The organism is Apilactobacillus sp. EABW-1NA (assembly GCF_030398685.1).
Lineage (GTDB): Bacteria > Bacillota > Bacilli > Lactobacillales > Lactobacillaceae > Apilactobacillus > Apilactobacillus waqarii.
In genome coordinates this window covers 19,935-29,361 of the sequence record NZ_JAPDKO010000001.1, presented here as the reverse complement: position 1 = coordinate 29,361, position 9,427 = coordinate 19,935, and the positions used below count along the sequence as shown (strand labels likewise).

The 9,427-nt window shown below is 39.4% G+C and carries 1 protein-coding gene; it reads left to right on the top strand.

All coding sequences use genetic code 11. The features are described 5' to 3' along the window. Nucleotides 1–11: 11 nt before the first annotated feature. On the top strand, nt 12–9,401 hold the full coding sequence (locus OEZ61_RS00110) for a DUF5776 domain-containing protein (RefSeq protein WP_290046496.1): 9,390 nt from the start codon (nt 12–14) through the stop codon (nt 9,399–9,401). The last annotated feature ends 26 nt before the right edge of the window (nt 9,402–9,427 follow it).

Genomic DNA, 9,427 nt, shown 5'->3' with positions numbered 1-9,427 from the left:
GTGCCTTTTCATTGAAATACAATAAGAGAAAAATAAGAAAGCTAAACGACAAAAAGATGTTGAAAAAAGTAAAGAAAAACTGGGTTGTAGTCTCTGTTTCTTCTTTTGCACTTTTTGGTGCGGCAGGTCTTACTTTGATGACAACTCAAGTTAGCGCAAATGCTGATGGTACTACTAAAGGACAAGCAGCCACAATTATGGATAAAACTACTTATTCAAGCAGTCAATCAAAGATCCCAGTAGTAACAAGTAACACCAGTTCAACATCTTCATCTCAAGGCAGTTCGAATAGCATTCAAGACAGTAGTTCTGCATTAAGTGAGAATACATCGGAAATTAGTAGTTCAAATGTGCAATCGAATTTGGACACTAATAATAGTCAAAGTAGCAATTCTAATAATTCACTAACAGGGGTTAGTCTGTCTGAGGCTCAAGCCATCATTGATCAAATGGCTTCATCTGCGCAAAGCAACATTGATAGCAATGCTGCTGTGTATCGTGACAACTTAGCTCAGGGACTAAGTTATCGTGATAACTTTAGCGCAAATCCCATCTCTGTATACTTTAATGATGTCAATGGAAATCAACCGCTTGGCGGAGGTGCTTCATATGCATATGTTGCTAATAATACCAATCCAAATAATTTTCAAATTCTTAACTCCGCAACACCAAATGCAAATGGAGTCAACCAATTAAATAATGTCAATAATGTTACTAATCCAGGCTTCACTTACGTTTTAAATGCCAGTATAGCACCTGGGAAGAATTATTTAGGCACTCCACAACTTATCGTTGAAACTAAGGGAACTAATCCAACTTTCCTAACACCAGTCTCTTTTGTTGATGCAAACGGAAACGCAATCACGGGGACAAATGGAAATCCAGCCATTGGGATGGCAATTCTAAATAGTTCCAACAATGCTTTGCAAAAAGTAACAAACTATTACAATATTAACGGTAATAACTACGTAGCAAACGTTGGATCACAATTGAGTATGAACTCAAACTACAACTACGTAGTGACATTGGTACCTGCTGCAAAACCAAAGCCATTGAATTTCTATAACACCAATGGCCAATTGGTAGCAACTGGTACAGTAAACATCAATAATGATGGAAGCATTTCCAACACATACACATTGGGTAACTTGCAAACTCAATACTACTATGTGCCAAATGCTTCAACCCCAAACATTACTGCTGATGCTAACAACAGCGGTCAATATGCAGTTACTGTTAACCAACAAACTGCAACATTGAACTTTGTAACTCCAAATAATCAAATCCTAACAGACAGTAGCAATAACCAATTGACTGGTTCTGTTTACCTAAATTCAGATGGATCAACAACCATCAACGATACTACCAACATTAACGGTAGTGGATACCACGTTGCACCAAATGCTAAAGTGGTAGCTAAAGGTAATGGAACTTACTCAATTGCTGTCCTAAAAAATGCTAGAACATCAACAGTAACATTCACTAGCAAGGGTGTACCGGTAGTCGATAACAGCGGAAACACTGCGATAGGTCAAGTTAACGTTAACGGAAACAACGTGCCACAACTAGTAGACTACGGTAACTTAGCAAATAGTAATTACCACATCAGTCCTAACGGTCAATTGATTAAGGACGCAAATGATGACAACTTCACTATGGAAGTTGTTTTAAACAAACTAAGCAACTTTGCCAACGCAACCTTTGTTGATGGCAATGGAGTCAGTCATGGTCAAGGAACCATTACCTTTGATTCCAACAACAATTCTAAATTAATCGATAATGGTAGCTTAGATATCAACAACTACTACGTCGTAAATGGTCAAGTTACCAATGTTAATGGTCAATACCAAGTACTTGTAAATCCTGACGTTGTTAATAAACAAGCATCATTAACATTCGTTGATGCGAATGGAAACGCACATGGTACTGGATTGGTTGCATTTGATGTTAACAACAATCCAAAGATTGCTAGTGTTGGAACATTCGACAGTAACAACTACTACATGATTAATGGCCAAGTGGTAACAGTAAATGGCCAATACCAAGTAGTCGTTAACCCATACTCAATTAGTAGTACTTTACCTGTATACTTCGTTGATAGTAATGGCGTTAACCATGGACAAGGATCCATCGTTTTAAATGCAAATAACACACCTAGATTGGTTGATAACGGAACATTCGATAGTAATAACTATTACATGACAACCGGTCAAATTATCAACAATAATGGTCAATACCAAATTAATGTTTCACCAACAGTAAATGTTGTCTACTATCCAATTCAATTCATGGATTCCACAGGTAAAAGTATCAATGGACAAGGTCAAGTTGCTGTATTTAACGGTAACACCAACAATCCTGTTATTACATCAGTTACATCGTTAGATAATAACTATTATCTAAATAATCAAAATAGCACTGGACATGTTTTACCCCAATTGTGGAAAGGAACAGCATATGTTTATGTACTTCCTAAACCACAATTTGCTGATTCATTAGCTGCAGCAAGCAGTTCATCAGCTGCTGCTTACATTCAAAGCTCACAAGCTGCACTTAGCCAATCAATCACAAACGCAATTAATTCAGCATCAAGTCAAGCTAATTCAATTGCCAACAGTATTGCAGCATCCAATTCTGCAATCGCCAGTGCCAACTACCAAAAATCACTAACAACACTTCAAAACCAATCATTGCAAGAATCACAACAAGCTTCAAGTTATGCTCAATCTTTGATTGCCTCAGCCAATAGTGCATTGCAAAGTTTGAGTAGTTCAGCTTCAATTGATAAGGATAATGCAATTAGTCAAACATTGACTTCTGTTCAATCATCAGCTCAATCAGTTCAAGATTCATTGAACTCACAAAATGCACAACAATTGGCACAACTACAAAGTCAATACAACAACAGTTTAGCTGCCGCATCAAACCAAGCAGTCATCGATAAAAGTAATGCGGTTCAATCAGCAACCGATTCAATTAATGCTGTTAGCCGTCAAAAGATTAGTGACATTAACGCACAAAATCAACAAATTCTAAACTCATTGAACCAAAAATCCATCGCTGATTCACAAGCTGCCCAAACGCTTGCTGATTCTCTAAAATCAAGCGCAGTCGCAAGTGTTCAACAATCAGCTGCTGATGTAATGACTCAATTAACTAGTCAAAATCAAAGCTTAACTAACAGCTTGAACACCAGCTACCAATCTGCGCTACAAACGTTGAGTGACTCTGCCAACACTGCAATCAACAGTGCCGCTACATCAGCAGCTAACTCAGTTAGCGCATCAGCACAGGGTGTCTTGACTAGCACAATTGCTTCACTACAAGCTCAATATGCGCAAAGTAGTTCAGCACAACAAGCGCAATACCAAGCAGCTTCAACTGCTGCTTCACAAGCTGCCCAAACTGCTCTAAACAATGCGATTACAAGTATCACCAGCTCAGCTAACGATACTTTTGCTAAGCAAAGTGCGGACAATTCTTCAGAAATTCAAAGCTTACTAAACAAGAGTACTGCCGATTCAAAGGCAGCATCACAACAAGCATCCCAAAATCTAGCCGATGCATTGTCTGCAGCTAGTGAGACCGCAAAACAAAACGCTGATAGTTTGGTAAAATCAATTACTGATTCTAACAATGCAGCAATTGCCGCACTTCAACAAAAGGGTGAATCTGACTCAAAGGCAGCAGCTGACAGTGCAACTGCTGTCATCAATAGTGCCGTTAAATCAGCTATTGACGACGCTAACGCTAAATCCATAGCAACATCAATTGCCAATTCACAAGCAGTGGATCAATTGAAGGCAAAGTATAAATCAGACTCAATTCAAGCATCTAATGATGCCCAATCACAAATGAGTAGCGCAGTTAAATCAGCACAAGATTCAGCAAACTCACTTGCGCAATCGAAAGCTCAACAAAATCAAAGTGCAATCGATAGTCTACAATCAAAGGCGACCCAAGATTCAATTAATGCATCTAACAGTGCTGACGCAGCTATTTCTCAAGCTGCTGATAACGCTAAATCATTAGCTGAAAGCAAAGCAGCTGAAGATTCAAAGGCTGTTTCTTTAGCTAATTCCCAAAAGATTAACGACCTTCAAAGTCAATACAACAGCAGTATGCAATCAGCACAAAGTTCTGCTACCGACGCGATGAACAGTGCGGTTAAATCAGCGCAAGACTCAGCCAACTCACTTGCCCAATCTGTTGCCCAACAAAACCAAAGTATAATTGATAGTTTGCAATCAAAGGCTAAACAAGATTCAATTAATGCATCTAGTAGTGCTCAATCAGCAATTGCTCAAGCTGTTCAACAAGCCCAAATCGATGCTCAAGCAAAGGCTGATGCAGATTCAAAGGCCGTTTCTCTAGCTAATTCACAAGCCATTGTTGATCTACAAAGCAAGGCCCAAGACGATTTAAACAATGCATCACAACAAGCAAATAGCGCAATGAGAAGTGCTATCAAGTCAGCTCAAGACTCCGCAAGTAGTGAAGCTGCACAACTATCTTTAGCTAATGCTAAATCAATTGAAGATTTAACAAATAAATCAATTGCTGATTCAAAATCGGCAGCTCAGAAGGCTCAAGACGAATTAAATTCAGCGGTAGCCTCAGCTATTTCATCAGTTCAAAATGATGCTGATTCAAAGACAGCTTCATTATCAGCTGAAAATAGTAAGGCAATTGATGCTATCAATGCTCAAAAGAGCTACGAATTGAATCAAGCCCAAAGCAGTGCCAATACTGCGATTAGTGACGCTGTTTCAAAAGCATCAAGTCAAGCATCAAGTCAAGCTTCAACAGAATTCTCTGCTCAAAGTAGTGCCAACTCTGTTGCCATCGATGACTTAAACAAGAAGAAAGAACAAGATCTTTCAAATGCAGCAGACAGTGCTCAATCAGCAATTTCCAGTGCTGTTAAGTCAGCTCAAGACATTGCATCACAACAAGCTTCTGAACAAATTCAATCAATTGCGGATGATAATGCAAGGACAATTAGTTCATTGAACCAAAAGGTCATTGATGATTCAAACGCTGCCGTTTCACTAATGAACTCAACTGTGAACGCTGCCGTTTCACAAGCTAAGAGCCAAGCTCAATCAATTGCAGCAGCCCAATCAACTGCAACTTCAATTGCTAACTCAAAAGCCATTGAAGATTTGATTGAAAAGTCACAATCGGAATCTTCTGCCGCGTCAGTTAATGCTGAAAACGACAAGAACAGTGCAGTGTCTTCAGCACAACAAGTTCTAAACGATTCATACCAAGCTCAAATTACTAGTTTAAACACTGACTACGATAAGATTATCAATGAATTACGCAATGAAATTAGTAAGGCTAACCAATCACTTGCCGACTTGGAATCAAGTGCAAGTGCGCAAAACAGCTTGAATTCATCAGCAATCACTAGTCTATCTTCGGCTAGTTCAGCTGCATCTAGCCAAGCTACCTACGATAGTTCTGTGGCTGCTAGTTCCTATGGATCAGTTGTAGCATCATACGAAGCAGTCATTAACAGTCTAGAAGCTGATAAGGACAATGCTTCTAATGAAGTAATTAAGTACCAACAACAACTAAGCAGTATGCAAAATAATTTCAATGCGACAATCTCAGCAGCCCAAAGCGCTGCTCAAGAGGCGGCATTGCAATCATCAGCAGCCATTTCACAAGCGGTTTCTAAAGCTTCATCCATTGCTTCAGAACAATCAAAGAACTCATACGAACAAAGTGTTGCTGCTGAAGAAGCCAGAAGTTCAGCAATTGCCGAAAGACAATCAATTGCCGACTCATACAGTGACTACATTAGTAATCTACAAAAAGAATCACAAGCTAGTTCAGCCGCAGCGCAAGCTAAGATTGATAGTGCAACTTCACAAATGCACAGTTACTCAAACAAGATTACTAGTTTGATGGCTGATAGTTTGGCCGCCGCACTTAAGAATAGTTTAGCGATTACTGAAGCTAACCATAAGGCAGATAGCATCGCTAGTTCATATGCTAAAGAAGTAATTGATCTAAATAATAAGTACCAACAAGATTCACAAAATGCTGCTAACAGTATCAGCGCACTTCAAAGTTATGCAAGCAGCTTATCTTCTGCTAACGCTAACTTAATTAGTTCATTGAACAGTTCTTATGCAACTAAGCAAAATCAACTTGCTCAATCATATGAAGCAGCGCAAGCAGATGCAGTTAAGAAGGCTGTCGATGCCGCCAATAGTTTGGCAGCGCAACAATCAACAGCTGCTTCAATTGCTAACTCACAAGCTCTAGATGCTGCCAGAAGCAAGGCATCTGCTGATAGTCAAAATGCTTCATCATCAGCACAAGCAGCTATCCAAAAGGCTGTTGACGATGCAATTGCTCAAGCTCAATCAGTCGCTGCTGCACAATCTAGTGCAACATCAACTGCTAACTCACAAGCAATATCTGCAGCAATCTCAAAGGCAAATGCTGATAGTTTACAAGCATCATCACTTGCTAAGTCCATCATGGATTCAGCAATCGCTTCAGCCCAAAAATCTGCGCAAGATTCAGCCAACTCAGTTTTTGCTCAACAATCATCTGCAAACTCTCAATCATTGTCTGATGCACAATCAAAGGCTGTAGAGGATAGTATTTCTGCTTCAAATTATGCAAACTCACTAATGAGTCAAGCCATTGCTTCAGCACAATCAGCTGCCAAATGGGTGACTGATGCGCAAATTAAGCAAATCGAAGATTCATACGCTAAGATGCTAAATGAACAGACTAATCAATACCAAGAAAATCTAAATGAAGCAAGCAAAGCAGCTGTCTTAGAAAGAGATACAGCGGTATCATCAGCACAATCAGTTGCTAGAAGTATCGCGGAACAACAATCAATTGCGGTTGCAGCTGCAAACTCGCAAGCATTAGTCGATGCCCAAAGTAAGGCTAAACAAGATAGCTTGATGGCTGATAGTCTATACAACATCAAGATAAGTGCCGCTAGCATTGCTGCTCAACAATCAATTGCAGCAGCATTGGATAGTCAATCAGTTGCCAACTCAATAGCATTGAGTTCTGCTCAACAAAAGGCAATCGATGATAGTTCAGCTGCATCGAGTCGTGCCGAATCCGTTAAGAATTCGGCATTGGATTCCGCAAGACAATCAGCGCAAGATTCAGCCAACTCTTTGATTTCTTCACTAAACAGTGCCAACCAAGCTGCAATTTCAGCCGCTCAACAAAAGGCTCAACAAGATAGCTTAGCTGCACTACAAAGTGCACAAAGTGCAATCGATTCTGTTCGTGAAGCACAAGGAAGTTTAGCTGCTTCACAAATCGCTTCACTACAAGCTAAGTATGAAGATGAATTGAGTTCAGCAAGACAACAATCAACTGCTGACAGTATCGCAGCGAAAAAGAAGGCAGAAAGCGATATTGCAGACGCCATTTCAGCTGCCAAGAGTTTAACTTCATCACAAGCTCAAGCAACAATTGATTCAATCAATGCTGAGAACTCACAAGCTAAAAGTGAAGCAAGAGCTAAGTCAGTTGCGGACAGTATTGCAGCATCTAATAGTGCTCAAGATGCCATTTCAGCTGCTAAATCATTGGCAGAAAGTATTGCTAACTCAAACATTGCTTCATTGAATGCTGCCAACTCACAAGCATTGGTCGATGCTCAACAAAAGGCATACAACGACAGCGTTTATGCTTCAAACAATGCTGACTCAATCCGCAGTTCAGCAGTTTCAGTCGCTAAATCAGCTGCAGAAAGTCTAGCAAGTTCACAATCAACTGCAACTTCAATTGTAAACTCACTAGCATTATCAAGTGCTATCTCAAAGGCTAAAGCTGATAGTGAAGCCGCTTCATCAATTGCTCAATCCGTAATGAATTCAACAATTAACTCAGCTTCAAGTCATGCTGATAGCGTTGCTAAGTCCATCGCAGATTCATACGCTGACTCATATGCAAAACAAGTTCAGGCATTGAATGATCAAACTTCATCTCAATCATTAGCTGCTAGTCAAGCAATTGAAGATGTGAGAAATGCGATGAACATTTCAGCCCAGGCTCAATTAGATCGTTTAGCGCAATCAAATGCTTCAGCTCAACAAGCTATCAAGAGCAACTACGATAGCTTAGTTGCAAATGAACGTAGTAAGGCTCAATCAGCAATCGACAGCGCTGCATCAAGTGCAGCCAGTGTTGCTAAGAGTATCGCTGACAATGACATGAACGCTCAAAAGTCTTCACTAGAAAGTCAATACTACGCTTCATCAAATGCTGCTAACTCAACATTTGCTAGTCAAATGGCATCATTGAGTTCACAAGTTGAAAGCGATAAGCAATTAGCAATCTCTCAAGCTAACTCACAAGCAGACAGTATGATGGCTGAAAAGAGGTCTGAATACTCAAGTAGAGTTGCTTCATTGAACGCCCAAAGAGATGCCGAATTGAGTTCTCAAGCTAAAGCTAACGAGGAAGCAATGAGAAGTGCACAAAGTGTTGCAGCTAGTCAAGCTGACTCACAAGCTCAAGTAATTAGAGATTCACTTGCAAACAAGTATGAAAATGCAATTAACATTATCAAGGCACAACAAGAAGCAATGTCCATTGCTGCCATGAATAATGAAGAATCGAAGTTAGGTAGCCAGGCTGCTTCATTGAACGCCCAATATCAAGCTCAATTGGCAGAAGTAACCAAGTCATTAAACGATAAAAATGCTGGTAACGAGTCGTTGATTAACCAATACAAAGCACAAATTGATCAACTAAATGCTCAATTGAATGATGTGAAGGCAAACAACAGTAAGTACTACTCAACTAACGAACCTACAAATGACTACATTGTTTCAGACCATAATGGTGTTTGGGTTTACGGTAGTAAAGAATTCAACAAACACGAACGCAAACGTTTCATGCGCTATGGTTCTGAATTCAAGGTTGAAAATGTAGTTGAATACAATGGAATTACTAGACTATATCTAGGTAATGGTGAATACGTCACTTCAAACAAGAAGTACGTTGCACTAAGAAATGACTTTGATAATGTTCCTAAGTATGTTTATAGCTTAAATGCTGATAGAAGACATACATCAGTCCACAAAGTTTCAGCTTACAGATATGCAAATGGTCATTTGCAATTGAAAATTCGTGGTAAGTACGTGGATAATACCGATTATGCAGATGGGTATTATGGTGTAGATAAGCAAAATGATCGAAAGTATTACCGTATAATTAGGAAAAAAGGTGTAGTTATTTATAACAGTCGCACTTTTGCTAAGAAACATGCGGTAGGTAAGATTAAGTCAGGTAGAAGAGTGAAAGTTCAAAAAGTTGTAAATTACAAAGGTATTACAAGGCTATACATTGGTCATGGTAAGTACATTACTGCTAATAAAACTTGGGTTAATAAAGAATAATAAAAAGCCCCTATCTTTTAAGATAG